The following is a 16,590-nucleotide window of genomic DNA, read 5'->3' as shown; positions in this document are numbered from 1 at the left end:
TCTCCATCAAGGATGCGTCGCAGGAGCCGGCCATCCTCATGGATGGCGTACTTCGCGCCGGAGTGCAGGGCGGCGACCTGTCGGCCACAGGCAGCGGGGTCTTCTTCGATGCGAATGAAGATGACGTGCTGCTCACGGAGGATCCGGTAGCGGTGCGACTCCGCTCTGTCCCAGCAGGGTGTTGATGGCGTGGGAGGTGGAAGGAAGTCCGTGGTCGCGATGGAGAGTGCACGCAGCACGGAGCCGTCCAACTCATACATCCTGCCCGAATCACCCATGGGTTCCACCGCGCCACTGTCGAAGAAGGAGGGGAAGGAGAGCGAAGGCTCCTGCTCCATCAGCGCGGGTCGGTGGACCTTCATGCAACCGCAAAGCATCAGGCCAGACACGAGGAAGAAGGGGCGCGAGCGCATGAGGGTGGCCGTCCTGCTGGCGTTGGATGCGGTAGCTCGTTTCCTCGAGCCAGGGGCCGGGAAGCTGAACAGCCCAGTCCGAATGCCATACAGACCAGGAGCGGCCTCCACATCGGTCTTCCTCACGAGGCGCAGGGAAGGGGCGCCGGGTCTCCTGATAGCACGCCCCTCCCGTTACCCTTCACCTCACGGCCGGCGCTTCAGCCACGCGGACACTTCCGGGGACACGCGCTCGCGCAGCACCACGTCCTGCGTCAGCCGCTCCAGCGTCTGCGCCGTGGCCTGCTGCGCCTCCGGGACGGGGTTGGCCTGGAGCAGGGCCTTCACCTGCTCCAACTGCTCGCGCGTGCGCAGCAGGCCCAGGCCTTCCACCACCCGGCGCAGCAGCATGGGCGCCGCGCCCGTGCGCGCGACCAGGTCCTTCCAGCGCGCCTGCAACTGCTGCCACCACGCGTCGCGCCCGGTGCGGTTGGCCAGCAGGCCCGTCGCGAAGCCCGCCACGTCCTGCGTCTTCACCGTCTCGGAGAACAACAGCGCCTGCGCCCGCTCCGTCAGCTTCGGGTCCTCGAAGGAGGTGAGCGCCATCAGGTACCGCCGCTGCGTCGCGGGGTCCGGCTCCGTCGGCATCCGCTTGAGCAATTCGTCGAACAGCGCCGCGTCTCCCGCCCGCGCCACCATGCCCACCGCCGTGTCCAGCAGGTTCGCGTCCAGCGCCGTGTTGTCCCCCTGGAGCATCCTCGCCACCAGCGGCCGGGCCTCCGCCAGCGTCTCCGGGCTGCGCGCCAGCCCGCCCACCGCGCGCACCAGCGCCGCCCGGCGCAGCCGCACCCGGTCCTCTTCTCCCTTCACGGACTGCCAGCCCAGCTCCTTGAGGCCGCCGCCCAGCAACGACTCCACCCACCGGCGGAAGCGCTCCTGGTCCTCGCCCTCCGTCAGCCGGCTCTCGATGTAGCCCAGCCGCCCGATGAGCTCGTCCAGCACCGCCTCGTCCTCCTCGTCCCCGAAGCGCCCCGCCAGGTCCAGCAGGTCCGCCACCGGCGCCAGGCCCGCGCGCACCAGCGCCCAGGTGTCCGCCAGCAGCGAGATGCGCTCCGACGGCGCCAGCGTCCCCAGGTTCGCCGTCAGCCTGTCCAGCGCCGCCTTCTCGTACGCCACCCGGTAGAAGCCCGTGGAGCCGCCGTTCGCGCACAGCCACTTCACCTCGCCCGTGCCCTCCAACGTCACCGTCGCCTGGGAGTCGCGGAACAGCACGCGCTGCTCCCGCACGCCCGCGCCGTCCTCGTAGCGCAGCACCATGGGCACCGGCCACGTCTCCGGGCTCTTCACCCCCGGCTCCGAATAGAGGCGCCGCTGCGCCAGCTCCACCTTGCGCCCCTCCACCTTCACCGACACCAGCGGGAAGCCGCTCTGGCCAATCCACGCCGTGGCCAACTCCGACACCGGCTGCTTCGCCGCCTCACCCAGCGCGTTCCACAGGTCGTCCTTCACCGCGTTCGCCCGCGCGTGCTTGCGCATGTACAGCCGGATGCCGTCGCGGAAGGGCCCCTCTCCCAGGAACCCTTCAATCATCCGCAGCACCGCGCCGCCCTTCTCGTAGGTGATGGCGTCGAAGCTCTCACCCGCCTCGCCCGCGTTGCGCACCTCGCCGTGGATGGGGTGCGTGGACTTCAGCGCGTCCAGCGCCAGCGCGCTCGCCCGGTGCGCGTCGAAGTCCAGCCACATGCGCCACTCCGGCCGCCACTGGTCGACGATCTTGAACGCCATCCAGGTGGCGAACGCCTCGTTGAGCCAGAGGTCGTCCCACCACACCATCGTCACCCAGTTGCCGAACCACTGGTGCGCCAGCTCGTGCGTCACCACCTCCGCCACCCGCTTCTGCACCGACAGGGGCGCGGTGGCCGGGTCCAACAGCAGCGCCACCTCCCGGTAGGTGATGAGGCCGGCGTTCTCCATCGCGCCCGCCTCGAAGTCCGGGATGCCCACCTGGTCCACCTTGCCAAAGGCATACGGCAGCCCGAAGTACTCCCGCAGGCGGGGCAGCACCTGGAGCGCCGCGTCCTGGCCGAACTTCGCCAGGTGCGCCTTCTCCTTCAGCGCCCACGTGCGCACCGGCACGCCTTCCACCAGCTCCTCGGGCGTGCCCACCAGCGGGCCCACCACCAGCGCGATGAGGTACGAGCTGAGCAGCTCCGTCTCCTGGAACGTCACCTTGCGCAGCGCCCCGTCCGCCTCGTCCTTCACCACCTTGCCGTTGCCCAGCACCGTGTGGCCCGGCGGCACGCGCACCGTGAGCGCCCAGTGCGCCTTGAAGGCGGGCTCGTCGAAGCAGGGGAACAGGCGCCGCGCGTCCGCGGCCTCGAACTGCGTCGCGGCCACCTGCCCCGCCGCGTACAGCCCGCGCAGCCCGTCCGAGAAGCGCCCCGTCCACAGCACGTCCAGCGTGGCGGCGCCCGCGGGCAGCGGAGCATCGAAGGTGAGCACCACCGTCTCGCTCACCGGCGCCACGCGCACGGACGCGGGCTTGCGCGTGTCATTGCCCGCGCGGAAGGTGACCTCGCCCAGCTCCAGCGCGTTGGCGTGGAGGATGATCTCCTGCGTGGGCTGGGACAGCTCCAGCTCCACCCGCTGCTCGCCCGTGAAGGCGCGCCCCTCCAGGTCCAGGGTCACCGTCGCCGTGTAGCGGCGCGGACGGAGGGTGGTGGGCAGGCGGAAGTTCTTGTCGTCGGTGGGATGCGCCATAGGGGCGCGAATCTAGCGCCGGCCGCGCCTTGTGCCCGCGCTCCATTTCCCAGTGTCCGCCGCTTCACGACGATTCGGGCCGGGCGCCGGGGGCAGGAGCTGCCGGAAGAGGCTCGACTCCCGCTGGAAGAATCCCTCCGTGTGGAAGGAGGCGGACAGCTCCAGCCAGAGGAAGTCCAGGTGGTGACAGAGCTCGTGCAGGAACGTGCGCAGGAACGTGCGGAAGGCCACCACCCGCCCGCGGCGCGCGGTGCGCATCCACACCTGGATGCGGGGCCGCTGCCCGGGGGCCCAGCGGTACAGCCCGTGCAATTCCCCCGCGTCATCCGAGGGCCGCGTCTCCAGCACCTCCACCGCCACCCCCGGCACGCCCAGCTTCCGGGTCAGCGCCTCGCCCAGGGCGGCCGTCGCCTCCTCCAGCGCCCGTCGATCCCCGGCCCCCAGCGCCTCGCGCACCGCGTCCACCCGGGGCCGCAGCATGGCCGGCGCCCGCAGCGGCACCTCCGTGACGGTGTCGCTCTGTCGGTAGAGCCGCTGCTCGGCCGGGGACAGCCGCTGGTAGTAGGCGAAGCGCACCGAAAAGAGCCTAACCCGGTCCCCGGGCGAAGGCCGTACATCGGCCCTGACACACCTGCAATGGGCGACATGGCCGTTGGCCGGCGGGCATCTGGCGAGCATCCCGTGGGCCGCTCGGATGGCCTTTCGCGGGGAGACTCACGCAGACTGCGCGGTCATGTCCTCACGTCCCTTCAACGTGGTCCTCCTGGCCATGGTCACCGTGCTGGGGTTGTCCTTCGCGAGCGCGGTGTCGGACGCCTCCGTGCGCGGGATGACGTGGCTGCTGAAAGCGGTGGCCTTTCAGCCCATGTCCTCCGTGGAGGCGGGGGTGGCGCGGCGGTTGGCGGAGTGGGGGACGCTCGCGCTGGCCGGGTTGCTGTTGGGGGTGCTGCAAGCGCGCGTGCTGCGGCTCGCGGGCCTGCGCGCGACCGGGTGGGTGATGGTGACGGCGCTGGGGCTCGCGGTGGGCCTGGTCGGCGGTCGCGCCCTGGTCGCGACCCTGGGGTGGTCCCAGGCGATGGCCCCCCTGGGGCTGGGCGTGGTGATGGGCCTGGCGCAGGGGTCGGTGCTCCGGCGCGAGGTGCACGGCGCGGAGGTGTGGCTGGTGGCGTGCGTGGTGGGCTACGGAATGGCCGGGCCGGCGGCGGCGTGGGGCGAGCGCACGCGCGAGGCGGCGTTGGCGGTGCGCCATTTCGGGTATGCGTCCCCCATGGATTGGACGACGCTGGGCATGGCGGTGGTGTCGCTCGCGGTGTTCACGGCCATCGGCGGTTCATACATCTTCTCGAGCCTGCGCACGCAGGTGCTGCCCGGTCCTCGCTCGCGGATGCCCGGCGCCGTGGCGCAGCTGGCGGTGCTGGGATTGTGCCTGCCCCTGCTGATCGCGATGGAGGCCCGGGCGCGCGAGGCGAGGGAGCGCGAGTTCCAGGATGGCATCCGGAGGTGGACCGCGCTGGCGGAGGCCCCGGGGGCGCGGGCGGTGCGACGGCACCCTCCTCGGGCCCTGGCCGTCCCGGCGACCCCGGATTCGATGGTGTTCAGCCCCGGATGTGCCAGCCGTGGCTGCGAGCCGGCCATGACCCACGATGACGTCAGTGACCTGTCGCCGAAACCCTGGCCGACCCGGAGGGGCGCCGCCGCGGACCGCCGCGCCCCTGCCCCCAGCGTCCATGACGAGCACCTGCTCGTCCTGCCCCCCTCGGAGGAGGTACAGGTGCAGGGGACGACCCGGTGGAACAACGCCGCAAGCACCGCCGAGCCCGCCGAGCCCGCCGAGCCCGTGGCGCACTGACGGTCCACCGGTCCCGCTGCCTGAAGGTTGGGTGCGCCGTTGCCGTGGCTGGGAACTTCCTTGCCCACCGCATGCGGGCGCCGCATGGGCCGCGCGTCTTGAGCTGAACACGCGGGCTCCGCGAGGACCGGGCATGCCCATTGCTCTGTCGCGGGCGCATGGGACGAGGCGTGTGGGTGGGCGCGTTGGTGAGCGCGCTGGTGTGGGGGGGCGCGGCCGAGGCCGCGAACAAGGCGACGGCGACGAAGAAGGCCACGCCGGTGGTGCTGGCGGAGCGGGCGCTGTGGCGGGCGAAGTCCTGGGTGGGGCTGACGACGCTGGCGTCGGTGAGCCAGACGATGAACGACGACTGCTCGGGGATGACGCGGCTGGCCTTCCAGCAGCGGCGGTTGGACCTGCTGCCCGACGACGTGCTGCCGGAGGAGAACGGCGTCACCGCCATCCACCGCAAGGCGCAGGCGCTGGGCATGCTCATGGAGACGCCCACGCCGGGGGCGCTGGTGTTCTTCAAGGAGACGTTCGACCGCAACCGCGACGGGCTCATCAACGATGGCCTCACGCACATCGGCATCGTGGAGCGGGTGGGCGCGGATGGCACGGTGACGTTCGTGCACAAGTCCGGGGGGCTGGTGAAGCGCTCGCGCTTCAACCTCCAGCAGCCGGAGGCGCGCAAGGATGAGAAGGGCCGCGTGGTCAACGACTGGCTGCGCCGCAAGGGGAAGAAGACGCGCGGCTATCTGGCCGGAGAGCTGGTGGCGGGCTTCGCCGCGGTGGACGAGCGCTGGCGCTCGCCCGAGCCGCAGCGGGTGGCCTCCGCCCGGTTCGTCGTGAAGGGTGACGCCACGGGCGCCCAGCGCTAGACACGGCTGGCGATGTCCAAGGTCGAAGCCGAAGGTCCGCCCGAAGCCCCGAACTCCGAGTCCGGCTCGGAGCCCGCTGCCGCGCCCACGGGAGCGGTTGCCTCCGGCGCGAAGTCTGATTCCGGCGCCGGGCCCGGTGCGCGCGGCGAACCCGTCGGGTCCGGTGCCACGCCTGCTGTTCCTGACACGTCCGGCCGCGGCCCCTTGGCCTCCACGCCCGCGCCGCCACGACGTCGGCGGTGGGGGCGCTGGGTGTTGGGAGGGTTGCTGCTCGCGGTGCTGGCCGTCATCACGCACGCATACGTCACGCTGCCGGACGCGCGGCCCCTGGCGAAGGAGAACCCGAAGACGACGGCGCTGATGGAGCAGCGGGCGGACGAGGCGCGCGAGGCCGGGCGCAAGCCGCGCCGTCGCCAGCAGTGGGTGCCCCTGTCCGCCATCTCCAAGCCGGCGGTGGAGGCGGTGCTCCTCTCCGAGGACGCGAGCTTCTACCTGCACGACGGCGTGGACACGGTGGAGCTGGCGCGCGCGGTGGGGCAGGCGGTGGAGGAGGGCAAGCTGGGCCGGGGCGCGTCCACGCTCACGCAACAACTGGCGAAGAACCTCTGGCTGTCCACGGACCGCAGCCTGTTGCGCAAGGCGAAGGAGCTGATGCTGGCCCACCGGCTGGAGGAGGCGCTCACCAAGCAGCGCATCCTCACGCTGTACCTCAACGTCGTGGAGTGGGGGAACGGCGTGTATGGCATTGAAGCGGGCGCGCGAGAGCACTTCGGGGTGCCTGCCTCCCAGCTCACGGTGGCCCAGGGCGCGGTGCTCGCGTCGATGCTGCCCTCGCCGCGCAAGCGCTCACCGTCGAGCGGCTCGCGCGCCCTGCTGAAGCAGTCGCACCGCGTGGTGCATGCGCTCAAGGTCTACCGCCGCATCAGCGCGGAGCAGGAGGAGGCCGCGCACGCGGAGGTGGACCGGCTGCTCGGCCGCGCGTCCAAGGACGCCGGTGACGAGGCGGAGGAGGACGGTCCCTGAGCCACCGGACCCCGGTTCGTTCAGGTGGCGCCGCGCGGGCGCCCGGGCTCCAGGCTTGGGTGGTGGGGTCCCCTGACAGGGCCTCCCCCGAGCGGCCTGACGGGAGGTCCGGGCTCCGGTGCCCCTTGGCTTCCGTCCTGCTTCAGCGTCCCGTGCGCCAGCGGGCGCTGCTCTCCAACAGGTTCTGGAACAGGCTTTGTCTGGCGGCGGGACAGGGCGGGACGTAGCTTGAGCGCGAGCGACATGACCGCCTCCCTTCCTCCACCGGCCCCGAGCGCGGAGGACGAACGCGAACGGGTGCTGGCGCTCCTGCGCCACCACGGCTGGAACGCGACGTCCTTCCAGGTGCTCCAGCCGGGCTTCCGCTACTGGTTCTCGCCGGGAGGGGAGGGGTGCGTCGCCTACGTGGACACGGGCGGCGCGTGGGTAGCGGGGGGCGGTCCCATCACCGCGCCGGAGCAGGTGCGGACGCTGGTGGAGGGCTTCCATCAGGCGGCCCGGAGCGCGGGCCGGCGCGTGAGCTTCTTCGCCACGGAGGCGCGCTTCTCCCAGCTCGTTCCCTTCCACGAGCTGCCCATCGGCGAGCAGCCGGTGTGGGACCCGGCGAAATGGGAGGCGGTGGTGCGCGGCAGCCGCAGCCTGCGCGAACAACTGCGCCGCGCCCGGGCCCACGGTGTGCGCGTGCGCGAGGTCCCCGCGGAGGTGATGGAGACGCCGGGCCACCCGCTGCGCGCGGCGGTGGAGCTGCTGGCCGAGCACTGGCTGGCGTCGCGGCGGATGGCGACCATGGGCTTCCTCGTGGGGCTGGCCCCCGAGGCCTTCGCCCGTGAGCGCAGGGCCTTCGTCGCGGAGGTCGAGGACCGCGTGGTGGGCTTCCTGTCCGTGACACCCGTGTTCGCGCGCGACGGCTGGTTCCTCCAGGACCTGCTGCGCGAACCCTCCGCGCCCAATGGCACCGCGGAGACGCTGGTGGACGCCGCGATGCGCGCCGCCCACGCGAACGGACGCCGGTACGTGACGCTGGGACTGGCGCCCCTGTCGGGCCCGGTGCGCCCATGGCTGCGCTTCGCGCGCACCGCCGGCCGCCCCCTGTTCGACTTCGAGGGCCTGCGCGCCTTCAAGGCCAAGTTCCGCCCCGACGCCTGGGTGCCCCTGTTCCTCTCCCATCCCGCGGATGAACCCGCGCCCTGGGCCGTCTACGATGCGCTGCGGGCCTTCGCGCGGGGCAGCCTGGTGAAGTTCGGCCTCGTCACGTTGCTGCGCCGGCCCCGCCTCTTCGTGCGCACGCTGACCGCGCTGCTGGTGCCGTGGACGGTGCTGCTCGCGCTGCCGGTGAGCGCCCCGTGGTTCCCCTCGCCCTGGGTGCAGGCCGGCTGGGTGTTGTTCGACGTGGGGCTCGTCGTGGGACTGCTGCTCCTGCTGCGCCGCTGGCGTGACGGGCTGGCCACGCTCCTGGGCCGGCTCACCACCGTGGATGCGTGCCTGACCCTGGTGCAGGCCGTCACCTTCAACGCGGCCCGCGCCCGGGGCGCGTGGGACTGGTGCATCATCATCGCGTCGGTGCTCGCCCCCGCCACCGCGTCCGCGATGCTGCTGCGCTCGCGCGACCTGCGCGTCCCCGAACCGTAGGGCCCGCGCCAGTCCCACCGCTGGCACCGGGGCCTGAACGCGGAAGCCCTTCAGCATCCAGGCTCCACGGAAAGATGAAGCCCTTTCGTGTCTCACCCACTCCGGGGGACCGGAGAGGTTTCAATCCCAGACACTCGGCCCTCCCCGGGGCTGGAGTGACATTGCCCGGCTTGCCCGGGTTGCGTGAAATGAGAGGCATCCGGTCGCAGGTCGCGCGGATGTCCCGCGTGGGCTCCTGAGGGCGGGTGGGAGGGGTGTCATGCGGCTGCCTTCGGGCGTCGTCACGGTGCTCGCCGTGGTGCTGAACACCGGCGTGGGGTTCGCGGCGTCCCCGCCTTCGCAGGCCCCCTCCGCCCCTCCTCCGAAGCTGCCTCCCGGGGTCTCCGCGACGCTGTGGCGGCTGTCGGTGCCTCCGGGCTCGGAGCCCACGCCGGAGAAGGTGGCGCTGGGGGAGAAGCTCTTCCGGGAGAAGCGCCTGTCGGCGGACAACACCGTGGCGTGCATGACGTGCCACGAGCCGGAGCTGGGCTTCACGGACGGCAAGGCGCTGTCGGAGGGCATCGGTCAGCAGAAGGTGACGCGCAACAGCCCCACGGTGCTCAACGCCCTCTTCAACGCCACCCAGTTCTGGGACGGCCGCGCCGGCACGCTGGAGGACCAGGCGAAGCTGCCCATCCTCAACCCGCGCGAGATGGGCATGCCGGACGCGGAGTCGGTGGTGAAGAAGGTGCGGGCCATGCCGGAGTACGCCGCGGAGTTCCGGAAGGTCTTCGGCCGCGAGGTGAACTTCGACGACCTGGCGGCGGCCATCGCCGCGTTCGAGCGGATGCAGTTCTCCGGCGACGCGCGCTTCGACCAGTTCATCACCGGCAACGCCAAGGCGCTCACCGCGTCGGAGAAGAACGGCTGGGCGCTCTTCAACGGCAAGGCGCGCTGCAACTCCTGTCACGCGGGCAACGCCGTGTCGCCGCTGTTCAGCGACCAGAAGTTCCACAACATCGGCGTCGCCGCGCACAAGCAGGACTTCGTCACCCTGGCGCGCAAGGGCGTGCAGGTGGTGCGCACCGGGGATGAGAAGCAGATCGACGAGCTGGCGCTCCAGACGGAGTTCTCCGAGCTGGGCCGCTTCCTGGTGACGAAGCAGGAGAACGACGTGGGCGCCTTCAAGACGCCCACCCTGCGCAACGTGGGCATCACCGGCCCGTACATGCACGACGGGTCGCTCACCACGCTGTGGGACGTGATGGACCACTACAACAAGGGCGGCGTGCCCAATCCCTACCTCGACGGGGGGATGCAGCGGTTGGGGCTCACCGAGCCCGAAATCGACGACCTGGTGGCGTTCCTCTTCGCGCTCACGGACTCGAAGTTCGACAAGCTCAACAAGGAGCTGTTCGCGAAGCAGCGCGCCCGCAGGAACACCCGGCCGGAGCGGGACACGGCGGTCGCCATGGGCAAGAAGGGCCACCTGGGAGACCTGGCGCCCAACCCGGATCTCAACGTGAAGAATCCGGCGGACCTGGGCATCTATGGAGACGTCACCCCGGTGGCGCCTCCCACGCAGTCCAAGCCGCGGTAACGGAGGCGCGCCATGGCCAACAAGTTCCGGAGCATCGAAACCAAGCACTACGCCGAACGCGAGGCCTTCTTCGAGGGCCTGAAGAAGCTGGACCGCCGCGCCTTCCTCCGCGTCGCGGGCATCTCCGCCGGCATCGTGGCGGGCATGGGCAAGCTCACGCCCCAGAGCTTCCAGCTGGTCAACGTGGCGGAGGCCCAGGGAGAGAAGCCGAAGTTCTCCTTCGCGTACATCTCCGACACGCACCTGTACGAGAACAAGCTCAACGACCGCTTCGTGCGCGCCATCCTCAAGGCCGTGGACGACGTCAACGCGCTGGACCCGCAGCCGGACTTCGTGCTGTTCGGCGGGGACCTGGCGCAGCTGGGACAGGCGGGCGAGCTGAAGCTGGGCGCCCAGATCCTCAAGAGCGTGAAGGCCCCCATCAAGATGATGGTGGGCGAGCACGACTGGTTCCTGGACATGGGCGAGCTGTGGCGCGACCTGTTCGGTTCGCCCAACTACTCCTTCGACCACAAGGGTGTGCACTTCGTGGTGCTCAACTCCATCCTTGAGAAGGATTTCTGGACGGAGCGGAAGCTCACCCCCATGGAGCGGATGAAGATCGTCGCTGGCCTGGACAATGGCATCCAGTCCCGCTTCGAGGTCGGCGCCGAGCAGCGCCAGTGGCTCCAGAGGGACCTGGCGAAGGTGGCGAAGACGACGCCCGTCATCGTCTTCAGCCACTCGCCGCTCTACAAGTACTACAAGCCCTGGAACTTCTGGACCGACGACGCGGACGAGGTGCAGGCCATCCTCAAGCCGTACGACAAGGTCACCGTCATCCACGGCCACACGCACCAGCTGCTCAGCAACCGCATCGGCAACATCCAGTTCCACGGGATGCTGTCCACCGCGTGGCCGTGGCCGTACGCGCCGGAGGGCCTGCCCGCGCTCACGGTGCCCATGAACCGCGCGGATCCGTTCAGCCAGTTCGACGGCTGCGGGGACGGGCGCATGGACGTGCTGGAGTCGGGGCTCGTGGACAAGGTCTACAACCTCTGGCAGCGCGACCCCATCACCGTGCGCTCCGGCTACCTGGCCTCCAATGGCAAGCAGCTGGCGCCCCCCAAGCCCAAGCTGCCCACCTACTGACCGCCCCGACGAGGACCCCCTCTCATGACCTTGCGAATGAAGCTGCTCGTGGTCCCGTGCGCGGCCCTGTCCTTCGCTGGCGGCGTGGCGCTGGCCACGTCCCCCACGAAGCCCGCGCCGGCGACGGAGCCCCTGCCGAAGCACGCCGTGCCCGCGTCGAAGGACGGCAACCTGGTGCTGGGCCTCTGCGACGGTGAGACGACGCTGGAGGTGGAGGGCGTGAAGGAGGGCCAGAAGCTCACGCGCGAGCAGGCCCTCCGCGCCTCCGCGAAGCTGATGAGCGACTGGCGCCAGAAGAACCCGGACGCGAACTGGGACGACGTGCCGGCCCCCGTGCTGGCGCAGGCCGCGCCCCCCGGCGCGAAGAAGTCCCCTTCGCCCGCGCCCCAGCCCAACCCGGGCTCACGGCCCGCCGGCAACGACGTGCGCCAGGGCGGCGTGGGCGCTCAGACGGGCGCGAGCGCGGTGCCCCAGCAGCAGAAGGCGAACGTGCAGACGGGCCACACCTATGGCGCGTACTCCGAACGCGACGAGCAGATATGGGCGGAGTCCACGCAGGCGTTCGTGAAGGAAGGCCACCGCGTGTTCCACGACGCGGAGGCCGTGGGCGGCACGGTGGGCGTGTCCTGTGACATGTGCCATCCGGACGCGGCCAACACCCACCCGGAGACCTATCCCAAGTACCAGGTGCAACTGGGCCGTGTGGCGCTGCTGCGCGACATGATCAACTGGTGCATCGAGAACCCGTCGCGCGGCAAGCCGCTGGCGGACGGAGACCCGAGGATGCGCGCGATGGAGGCCTACATCTACGCGCAGCGCAAGGGCACGAAGCTGGAGTACGGCAAGCACTGAGGGCCGTCCCGGCGGCAGGCCAGGGGAGGAGATTCAAGGCGTGGGGGCTTGCCCTCACCCTCGGTGTGATGGGTTGAATGCGGCCCATGTCCCTTGCCCCCCTCACCGACCCCAGCGGCTTGCTGGAGCGAGCCCCTCGTCTGGCGGAGCTGCTGCCGGACGCCGCGTTGTCGGAGGCGCTCGCGAGGGGCGACGCGTGGCGGGTGCACGCGGCGCTGGTGCAAAGGCTCTCACAGGAGCGCCCGGGGCCCACGCGGGACCTGCTGGCCGCGCTCGTGGAGGACCGGGCCGCGTTCGTCACCTCCGCCCCGACCCCCCGGACCCCTTCCTTCCTGGGCACGGGGCTGCGGTGGAGGGGCCAGCCCGCGTCCACCGCGCCTGACGCCCCCTTCGTCGCCGAGCGCACCGTGACGGTGCTGGGGCTGCCGGTGTGGCCGCTCAACGACTACCTGGTGCGCGCTGTCCCTTCGGCGCCGCTCCAGGTCATCGGGCAGGTGCCGCCCCCGACGCGTCGTGCGCGTCGTCGCGCGGGCGTCGTGGTCAGCGTGGTGCTGGGCGTCTGCGTGGGCGTGGGGCTGGGCGGTGTGTGGCTCAACCGGGGCCGCGAGCGCGCCGTGTCGGTGGTCAATGGCCTGTCGCGGCCGGTGGAGGTGCGCATCGGCGCGCAACACTGGACGGTGGCGCCCGGCGCGCGGGTCGACGATGTCGTGATGGTGGAGAGCGACGAGGTGCCGCACGCGAAGGCGAGCTGGCCCGGTTCGGAGTGGCCCTTCGAGGACGTGGTGCTGCCGACCGACGGCGAGCACCTCGTCTACAACGTGCGCGGCGCGGCGACGCTGGAAGGCCAGCCACCCCCGGCGCCGGGAGCAACGGGCCTGACGGGGCGGCGGCCGCTGTGGGGCACCGGCGCCCTGCTCTTCGCGGACGAGGAGCTGGTCGTCGCGCATCCGGGCTGGGAAGCCAGCGTGCTCGCCCACATGGAGGCGGGCCGCTGGGAGCGCGCGGGACAGGTGGCCTCCGCCGTCGCGGAGGTGGAGGCGGGCAACGTCCGCGCGCGCGAGCTGGGGGCCCGCGGCGTCCTGCTCGCGGATGCGCGGACCCACGCGCACCAGCCCAAGGACCCGCGCGCGAAGCACACCGCCCCCTTCGCCCGGATGCTGATGCACAAGTGGCAGAACGACCTGGGCGCCCAATCCCTGGCGCAGGACCTGATGGCCTTCGCGGGCATGGGAAAGGAGGCCCTGGAGCGCTACTACGAGCACGAGGACGCGTTCCGGGACCAGCCGCTGCCCGCCCTCTACCTGCGGCGGGCCCGCACGATGGAAGTGCTGCCCTCCCTGGCCCTGCCTGAATACGAGAGCTTGGCGAAGCGCTTCCCGGACTCGCCCGACGTGGGGCGCGCCGTGCTGAAGGCCCGCTGGCTCCAGGAGCTGGAGGATCCGCTGCTGTCGCGGCAGCAGGCGGTGGACCCCTCCAGGGAGCGCGTGCGGGAGACGTCGCGGATGGCGGAGGCGCTCGCGGCGAAGCATCCTCCTGAAACCGTGGAGCAGCTGGAGCTGTTCGTCCGCATCCACCTGCGCGCCTGGCGCCGGGACGCGGCGACGGCGCTGGTGCACCGCTTCGGCCAGGACCCTCGCCACCGCGGCTGGGACTTCCTGGTGCTGGCGGGCCGGCTCGCGGAGGCCGTCGGGCCCGCGCACACGCCCTATGTGTTGCAGGACTGGATTCCCGCCCCCCTGAGCCGTCAGCCCGAGCGGATGATGCTCCTGAACCTGCTCACCGGCCGTCGCTCGCCCAAGGAGCCGGAGCGGATGTCGCTGCCGTCCGCCACCGACCGCGCCGTGGTGGGCCTCACGCGGGACGTGCTGGAGGACCCGAAGCGCGCGATGGCGCAGGCCGCGACGGAGTCCGAAGCGGTGCTGTCCCGCCTGGAGCCGGAGGTCGCCGCGCTGCTCGCACTGGAGCTGGCGCGCACGGGCGACGCGAGGGCGAGTCATCTGTTCAACGCGTCCCTGCCGCTGATGCTCGGCCGCGAAGCGCTGCTGAAGTTCCTGCGCACCGGCGAGCCCACCCCCGCGTTCTCCCGGCTGGCCCCGGGCCTGCGCGCCGCCGCGGTCCTGACCCGTGCCCGCTCCGAGGCGCAGGAGGGCTACACGGTGGTCAACGCGCGGCTCGACGGGCTTGAGGGGCTGGATGCGCTCGGGGGCTTCGCGGTCCGTGCCGCCCGCCCCTGGACGCGGCTCGCCTTCGACGCGTGCATGGACACGAAGGTGAAGCGCGAGTCCGACTACCGCGTGATGATCCACCCGAGGGGCGACCTCCTCCGGCATTGGAACCAGCAGGACAGCGACCGCGAGGCCCGCCGGCCCAACTGCGAGGCGCGGGTGTTCGCCGCGGCCGGGCTGCCCCCGCCGAAGGCCGGAAACGCGAACGGCGCCGACCCCTGAAGCGGGTCCGGCGCCGTCACGGTGCAGCGGGGGCTGAAGGGCTCAGCCCGGCTGGCAGACCTGGCGGAGGATGTCGAGCGACTCCAGCGCCTTGCCCGCGCCAATCACCACGGCGGAGAGGGGGTCCTCGGCCAGGAACACCGGCAGGCCCGTCTCTTCGCGCAGCAGGGTGTCCAGGTTCTTGAGCAGCGCGCCGCCACCGGCCAGCACGATGCCCCTGTCGGCGATGTCACCGGCCAGCTCCGGCGGCGTGCGCTCCAGCGTCAGCTTCACCGCTTCGACGATGCCGTTGACGGGCTCCGCGAGCGCGTCGCGCACCTCGTCGCTGGACACCGTGAGCGTGCGCGGCACGCCGGCCACCAGGTCGCGACCCTTGATCTCCATGGTCATGACCTCGTCCGTCGGGTACGCCGTGCCGATGCCCATCTTGATGAGCTCCGCCGTGCGCTCACCGATGAGCAGGTTGTACTTGCGCTTGACGTACTGGATGATCGCCTCGTCCAGCTTGTCGCCGCCGATGCGCACCGACTTGGCGAACACGATGCCCGCGAGGCTGATGACCGCGACGTCGGACGTGCCACCGCCGATGTCGACAATCATGTTGCCGCTGGGCTCCGTCACCGGCAGGCCCGCGCCAATCGCTGCGGCCATGGGCTGCTCGATGAGGTAGACCTCCCGGGCGCCCGCGTTGGCGGCGGCCTCACGCACCGCGCGGCGCTCCACCTCCGTGATGCCGGACGGGATGCCGATGATGATGCGCGGGTTCACCAGCGTCTTGCGGTTGTGCGCGCTCTGGATGAAGTAGCGCAGCATCGCGGCGGTGATTTCGAAGTCGGCGATGACGCCGTCCTTCATGGGCCGGATGGCCACGATGTTGCCCGGCGTCCTGCCGAGCATCTCCTTGGCCTCCTTGCCCACCGCGAGGACCTTCTTGCCCCCGCGCGAATCCTGCTGCACCGCCACGACCGAGGGCTCGTTGGACACGATGCCCTGACCGCGGATGTAGATGAGCGTGTTCGCCGTACCCAGGTCGATGGCGAGGTCGCGCGAAAACAGGGTGTGGAGCCAGTCGAACATACGGGGGCGGAAACTTTCGGAAGGGCCCCGAAACTTCCCAGCCCTTCAGACGGTGTGCGTTGCCGAAACTACTACGCGCCGCAATACGGAGGAAGAAAAGCCGGAAGCACCTTCGGGTACCGCCTGCTGGATAACCAGCCCCAGCGGCCGCTGTGTTCCCTTCTCCGCACTCCCGCCGGTCCCTCCAGGGGAGGAGCGCATCCCCCCCAGGACAGCAGCCGGGCGGGCGTCAGCGCTTCACGGAGTACTTCGCGATGGCGTAGAGGGCGCGCACGCCGTCCTTCCATCCAATCTTCTTGCCCTCCTCGTAGGTGCGCCCGTGGTAGCTGATGGGCACCTCGAAAACGCGCCAGTTTCCGCGCGCCACCTTGGCGGTGATTTCAGGCTCGAAGCCGAAGCGGTCCTCCTCCACGTGCACGGACCGCAGCACCTCCGCACGGAATGCCTTGTAGCAGGTTTCCATGTCGGTGAGGTTGAGCCCGCTCGTCATGTTGGAGAGCGTGGTCAGCAGGTTGTTCAGCACCGTGTGCCAGTAATAGAGCACCCGGCGCGGCGAACCGATGAAGCGGCTGCCAAAGACGACGTCCGCGTCCCCGTCCAGGATGGGCTGGATGACGCGCGGGATGTCCCGGGGGTCGTATTCCAGGTCCGCGTCCTGCACGAGGATGATGTCCCCGGTGGCCTCGGCGAAGCCCCGGCGCAGCGCGGCCCCCTTGCCCTGGTTGGTGTCCTGGAAGAGCACGCGCACTTCGTTGCGGTTCTGCGGCGTTCCCCCCAAGAGCGACAGGCCCTGTTCGGACAGCTGCCGCAGGAACTCACGGCTGCCGTCCTTGGAGCAGTCGTCCACCAGGACGAGCTCCTTCGGGAAGTCCACGGCGATGCAACGGCGGAGGATTTCCGCCAGGGTGGGAATCTCGTTGTAGACGGGGATGACGAGCGAGACGAGCATGGCGCCCCGCCCCTATCGCGTTTCGTGGCCCCGGGCGACTCC

Annotated in this window: 13 protein-coding genes; 8 read left to right on the top strand and 5 right to left on the bottom strand. The window is 71.0% G+C overall.

What is annotated here, in order from left to right:
* From OV207_RS21515 to OV207_RS21505, 3 genes are all read right to left on the bottom strand, one after another.
* A partial coding sequence (locus OV207_RS21515; RefSeq protein WP_420715253.1) for a hypothetical protein occupies positions 1-362 on the bottom strand: 362 nt, incomplete at its 3' end.
* Positions 363-599: 237 nt separating this feature from the next.
* Entirely contained in the window at positions 600-3,152 is a 2,553-nt protein-coding gene (locus OV207_RS21510) for a M1 family metallopeptidase (RefSeq protein WP_267556993.1), read from the bottom strand.
* 12 nt (positions 3,153-3,164) lie between these two features.
* A complete protein-coding gene (locus tag OV207_RS21505; RefSeq protein ID WP_267556992.1) occupies positions 3,165-3,728 on the bottom strand; it encodes a hypothetical protein in 564 nt (187 codons plus the stop codon).
* Positions 3,729-3,885: 157 nt separating this feature from the next.
* Between OV207_RS21505 and OV207_RS21500 the strand changes: the two genes are divergently transcribed.
* From OV207_RS21500 to OV207_RS21465, 8 genes are all read left to right on the top strand, one after another.
* Positions 3,886-5,001 (top strand): hypothetical protein, encoded by a 1,116-nt coding sequence (locus OV207_RS21500; protein ID WP_267556991.1) that lies wholly within the window; start codon positions 3,886-3,888, stop codon positions 4,999-5,001.
* A 158-nt stretch (positions 5,002-5,159) separates the two neighbouring features.
* Positions 5,160-5,861, top strand: a complete 702-nt coding sequence (locus OV207_RS21495) for a CHAP domain-containing protein (protein WP_267556990.1) — start codon at positions 5,160-5,162, stop codon at positions 5,859-5,861.
* A gap of 252 nt (positions 5,862-6,113) precedes the next feature.
* Positions 6,114-6,884 (top strand): biosynthetic peptidoglycan transglycosylase, encoded by a 771-nt coding sequence (locus OV207_RS21490; RefSeq protein WP_267556989.1) that lies wholly within the window; start codon positions 6,114-6,116, stop codon positions 6,882-6,884.
* A 243-nt stretch (positions 6,885-7,127) separates the two neighbouring features.
* On the top strand, positions 7,128-8,513 hold the full coding sequence (locus OV207_RS21485; protein ID WP_267556988.1) for a bifunctional lysylphosphatidylglycerol flippase/synthetase MprF: 1,386 nt from the start codon (positions 7,128-7,130) through the stop codon (positions 8,511-8,513).
* A gap of 259 nt (positions 8,514-8,772) precedes the next feature.
* Positions 8,773-10,092 (top strand): cytochrome-c peroxidase, encoded by a 1,320-nt coding sequence (locus OV207_RS21480; RefSeq protein ID WP_193349571.1) that lies wholly within the window; start codon positions 8,773-8,775, stop codon positions 10,090-10,092.
* Between the two features lie 12 nt (positions 10,093-10,104).
* Positions 10,105-11,223: a metallophosphoesterase family protein gene (locus tag OV207_RS21475; RefSeq protein ID WP_193349570.1), complete on the top strand. Its 1,119-nt coding sequence runs from the start codon at positions 10,105-10,107 to the stop codon at positions 11,221-11,223.
* Between the two features lie 24 nt (positions 11,224-11,247).
* Positions 11,248-12,075, top strand: coding sequence for a c-type cytochrome (locus OV207_RS21470; protein WP_267556987.1), 828 nt, complete (start codon positions 11,248-11,250; stop codon positions 12,073-12,075).
* An 86-nt stretch (positions 12,076-12,161) separates the two neighbouring features.
* A complete protein-coding gene (locus OV207_RS21465) occupies positions 12,162-14,522 on the top strand; it encodes a hypothetical protein (protein WP_267556986.1) in 2,361 nt (786 codons plus the stop codon).
* A gap of 42 nt (positions 14,523-14,564) precedes the next feature.
* Here the strand turns inward: OV207_RS21465 and OV207_RS21460 are convergent, their stop codons facing one another.
* On the bottom strand, positions 14,565-15,599 hold the full coding sequence (locus tag OV207_RS21460; RefSeq protein ID WP_014400170.1) for a rod shape-determining protein: 1,035 nt from the start codon (positions 15,597-15,599) through the stop codon (positions 14,565-14,567).
* 229 nt (positions 15,600-15,828) lie between these two features.
* Entirely contained in the window at positions 15,829-16,548 is a 720-nt protein-coding gene (locus tag OV207_RS21455) for a glycosyltransferase family 2 protein (protein WP_267556985.1), read from the bottom strand.
* Positions 16,549-16,590 lie beyond the last annotated feature (42 nt).

This window comes from Corallococcus sp. BB11-1, from assembly GCF_026626625.1.
Classification (GTDB): Bacteria; Myxococcota; Myxococcia; order Myxococcales; family Myxococcaceae; genus Corallococcus; species Corallococcus soli.
This window is presented reverse-complemented; position numbering and strand designations above follow the sequence as displayed.

Bases quoted from the DNA above. Each gene is read 5' to 3' on its own strand.
- OV207_RS21495 (WP_267556990.1), top strand. From the start codon at position 5,160: ATGGGACGAGGCGTGTGGGTGGGCGCGTTGGTGAGCGCGCTGGTGTGG.
- OV207_RS21500 (WP_267556991.1), top strand. From the start codon at position 3,886: ATGTCCTCACGTCCCTTCAACGTGGTCCTCCTGGCCATGGTCACCGTG.
- OV207_RS21475 (WP_193349570.1), top strand. From the start codon at position 10,105: ATGGCCAACAAGTTCCGGAGCATCGAAACCAAGCACTACGCCGAACGC.
- OV207_RS21480 (WP_193349571.1), top strand. From the start codon at position 8,773: ATGCGGCTGCCTTCGGGCGTCGTCACGGTGCTCGCCGTGGTGCTGAAC.
- OV207_RS21465 (WP_267556986.1), top strand. From the start codon at position 12,162: ATGTCCCTTGCCCCCCTCACCGACCCCAGCGGCTTGCTGGAGCGAGCC.
- OV207_RS21470 (WP_267556987.1), top strand. From the start codon at position 11,248: ATGACCTTGCGAATGAAGCTGCTCGTGGTCCCGTGCGCGGCCCTGTCC.
- OV207_RS21510 (WP_267556993.1), bottom strand. From the start codon at position 3,152: ATGGCGCATCCCACCGACGACAAGAACTTCCGCCTGCCCACCACCCTC.
- OV207_RS21455 (WP_267556985.1), bottom strand. From the start codon at position 16,548: ATGCTCGTCTCGCTCGTCATCCCCGTCTACAACGAGATTCCCACCCTG.
- OV207_RS21485 (WP_267556988.1), top strand. From the start codon at position 7,128: ATGACCGCCTCCCTTCCTCCACCGGCCCCGAGCGCGGAGGACGAACGC.
- OV207_RS21460 (WP_014400170.1), bottom strand. From the start codon at position 15,599: ATGTTCGACTGGCTCCACACCCTGTTTTCGCGCGACCTCGCCATCGAC.